3 protein-coding genes are annotated in these 3,425 nt (G+C 42.9%); 1 reads left to right on the top strand and 2 read right to left on the bottom strand.

Annotated features, from left to right (window positions below; genetic code table 11):
- Positions 1-243 precede the first annotated feature (243 nt).
- A complete protein-coding gene (locus VB740_RS17625; RefSeq protein ID WP_323201258.1) occupies positions 244-699 on the top strand; it encodes a DUF2141 domain-containing protein in 456 nt (151 codons plus the stop codon).
- Between the two features lie 2 nt (positions 700-701).
- On the opposite strand, the gene VB740_RS17620 is transcribed toward VB740_RS17625, so the two are convergent.
- The gene (locus tag VB740_RS17620; RefSeq protein WP_416290067.1) at positions 702-1,856 is read right to left on the bottom strand and encodes a peptidoglycan-binding protein; all 1,155 of its coding nucleotides are present in this window, start codon (positions 1,854-1,856) and stop codon (positions 702-704) included.
- 190 nt (positions 1,857-2,046) lie between these two features.
- Positions 2,047-3,114, bottom strand: a complete 1,068-nt coding sequence (locus VB740_RS17615; RefSeq protein ID WP_323201256.1) for a DMT family transporter — start codon at positions 3,112-3,114, stop codon at positions 2,047-2,049.
- Positions 3,115-3,425: the final 311 nt, after the last annotated feature.

The raw sequence follows: 3,425 nt of genomic DNA, 5'->3' as shown, positions 1-3,425 counted from the left end.
GTGGTTTTTAATCCTGCGCCGGTCTGAATCCCCGACTGATTTATTCTGACTCCTGAATTCTGAATTCTTCTTCAAAACCTTGTCTATTCGTCGTTGACGCCAAATTACTTAGACCAATCTAGAGACGAAATATGGCAGAATGCTTGCGAGTATTGACTGAATAATGTCACCATGAGTCTGCGTGATCTGAATCACAATGAAAACTTAATTTCAGTAAAACTTATTTTACTTTGTGAAAATTCTATGGTTAGAGGATTGAGAGTTAGTATGCTGCTATTGGCAGTTCTAGGAAATTTGGCATGGTCATTTAGTGCCAAGGCAAATTTTAACGGCAGACTCACTGTAAAAATTGATGGCTTGAAGAATAAAGAAGGGCAAATCTGCGCCAGTATATTTGCTAGCAGTGAAGGATTTCCTAGCGATCGCGATCGTGGGTTACAAAAGCAGTGTACCAAAATTACTAACACTCCCTTACCGATTACCTTTGAGAACTTGAAAGCAGGTAGTTACGCCGTTGCTGTCTTCCACGATCAAAATAATGACCTTACTCTCAATAGTAATGTTTTTGGTATACCAAACGAAGGCTTTGGATTTTCCAGCAACCCAGAAATTCGCACCAGAGCGCCCAAATTTAGCGAAGCAGCATTTTTGGTGGCAGGCCCGGACACTAATATCCAAATCCAATTGAAATATTTTTAAGTTTATTCTCGTGAATCTTTCTGTGAATCTTCTGGTAGACTTTGTTGTTCCGGCAAATCACGTATTCGATTCATCTGAGTTAAAGCATATCGTGCTGTTGCTTGCACTTCGGCATCTGGGTCTTCTAGTGCATGGCGCAGCATCTGACTCATTTGACCCATCATGTCATAAATACGCGTCAGGTCACGGATCGCATTTTGCCGCACTTGTGGATTTTCATCCTGGATTGAAATTGCTAGAGCACGGTTCATCGGTTTGAGTGTGCGGGTGCCAATTTCTGCCAAAGCTGCCAAAATTAAGCTGCTTTCTTGAGAATCGGCACCAATCATCAGGTCAACCATTGGCTGAATTGCTCGCGAGTCTCCATGCTGACCCAAACGCCAAATAGCCTTGCGTCGCTTCGTTGGGTCAGAACTGCGTAAATCTTGAATTAATTCGTCAACAATATTGAGTTTAGCAAGCCGGGAAGTTTTTTCTGGTAGCAGTAATTGTGTGGCGAGTAGTGGCGTAACTGTTTCTGTACTAGTTACAGTCTCTGGCGAGGGTGATATCATGGGGTTTTTGTTAGCTTCACTCAAACTTTTAGTCTCTGATATTTCGGATTTCACTTGTTTGACTTGACGAAACGATTTCAGCAGGTAAACAAGTGCGCCAATACTTCCTAAAATTCCAATAGCAGATACTAACCACCAGACAAAACCTCTCTCGATTGGTTCGGGCGTTGTAGTTGCTTTGGAAGTCGCAGCAGCAGAGGCAACAATTGGAGAAGTAATTATCGGCGAGGTGACAATCTGGTTTTTGGCAATCAAAGCTGCTTGCAGTTTTCCTCTAGTCGCCATACCAGCGAGGCCATCTACTTTTAAACCCTTTGCTTTCTGGAATTTAACTACAGCCATTTCCGTACTGGCGTTATATTGTCCATCTACCACGCCACTGTAGTATCCCAACTGCTTTAATTGGGTTTGTAATCTCTGCACATCTGATTTTCGACTACCATATCTCAAAACAGTCGGACTAGCAGCAAGTGTCGAACTAGCTTGTGCAAGTTCTAAAATTTCAGGTGTTAGGTTAGCTGTAGCTATGCTTGAGCGATTTGGGTAAAAACCCACACAAGAAAAACAGGTAAATATCAAAATTGAGGAACGGCATAGCCTCATATTGTAAGTGTCAGCCTAAACGTGCTTTTAAAGTCTTCGATACCACAATACCTTCGAGATTACCAAATGTTAACTTTCATTTTTTTATGAGGCATTGGGTATTAGTTATTATCCCTCATCTCCCTACTGAATTACAAATTAGGTAGCTTGCTTCTCGCCGTAGGCAAGTATTATGAATTATTTTAACGAGTTAGGGTGAAATTTCTCGTTCAGATTCTCTAACTGCTAGAGTTATGGGGTTTAATTTTTTAGCAGATGCTTCTAAAACTGGTTGCTGTATATTAGCTATCTCGCCAACAGTAACTGTGTCGTTTTGCCCTGCTAAAGTATCACGTTGGTTAATCAGATAGATGCTGATTAAAGTCAGCAAAACACCAACCCACTGCAACGGACTAAGGACTTCTGAGAGGAAAAGATTACCGAATAGTAGGGCAAAGACAGGTGTGAGGAAGGTGAGGGAACTCAGACTGGTGAGACTGCCACTAGAAGCAAAGTAGAAGAATAACCCGTAAGCGATCGCACTGCCAAATACAGTAGCATAACCCAAAGCCACTAAATCAGATGCTCCTAGATTCTCCCACTGCTGGGATTCGACAACTGATGAAACTCCCCATAGTGGCAATCCACCCAAAATCATGTGCCATCCCGTAGCAGTTACTGGGTCACAATGTCGGCAGACAAACCTAATCAATACTGTTCCTACTGCCATTGATAGGGCTGCTAACAGCATCAACCACTCGCCACTAGCAAACAAATCTTCCCAGTTGCCAATTGTAATATTTGCGCCTGAGTCGAGAAAATGTAAAATCCACTCATCAGGTAAGCCAATTAAACTAATTCCTGTGACTCCCAAACCTAGCCCCAGCCATCCCCAAAAACCGATGTGTTCTTGAAATAGCCACAACGACAGTAAGGCGACAGCCAAGGGTTGGGAATCAATCATTACAGACCCCAATCCAGCACTCGTTCTGACTAATCCTTCTGCCAGGAAGCCTTGAAAGAGTGTCCCATCTACGAGGGCAAATAAGGCAATCCACAGCCATGCAGCCCAACCTTTAGGCTGGGGTTTACCCATAAATGCTGCTGCAATCAGAATTAACATCCCCGCTGGTATCAGACGCACTCCCGCCATGAATAGCGGTGTGGTATGCGGTATCACTCCTTTCATGGCTACCATTGCCGTCCCCCATAGAAAAAAGGGGGCAATTAACAAAAGGGGGGCGAAGGGAAGTTTAGATGCACTGAGTTTCAGTTGCATGGATTTGCTGATGCCTTTGTTTAACAAGCGCAAAAATTGCTTTACCTAATTTTACCTAAATATGTAGTTTTGTGTTCGTATAGCATCTCAAACAGAAGGAATTACTACTCAGATGTAGCGAAGGTTACATGAGAGTAAGACTCAAAGCCTCTCTCCTTTTAGGAGCTACGGTGTACACACAAGTCTGAAATACTAGTTTGTCAAGGAATAATTGACGAGTTCATTACTTTGTAGAGACGGCGATTTATCGCGTCTCTCTAACGTGTCAGTTTTTTAGACGCGATAAATCGCGTCTCTACATGAGGGGTTTC

It is taken from the genome of Nostoc sp. UHCC 0251 (genome assembly GCF_034932245.1).
GTDB lineage: Bacteria > Cyanobacteriota > Cyanobacteriia > Cyanobacteriales > Nostocaceae > Nostoc.
The sequence above is the reverse complement of the archived record's forward strand: the minus strand, read 5'-3'. Positions and strand labels throughout refer to the sequence as shown.

What these genes read in the sequence shown, in the direction of transcription:
- VB740_RS17615 (WP_323201256.1), bottom strand. Translation starts at nt 3,114, where the DNA reads ATGCAACTGAAACTCAGTGCATCTAAACTTCCCTTCGCCCCCCTTTTG.
- VB740_RS17620 (WP_416290067.1), bottom strand. Translation starts at nt 1,856, where the DNA reads ATGAGGCTATGCCGTTCCTCAATTTTGATATTTACCTGTTTTTCTTGT.
- VB740_RS17625 (WP_323201258.1), top strand. Translation starts at nt 244, where the DNA reads ATGGTTAGAGGATTGAGAGTTAGTATGCTGCTATTGGCAGTTCTAGGA.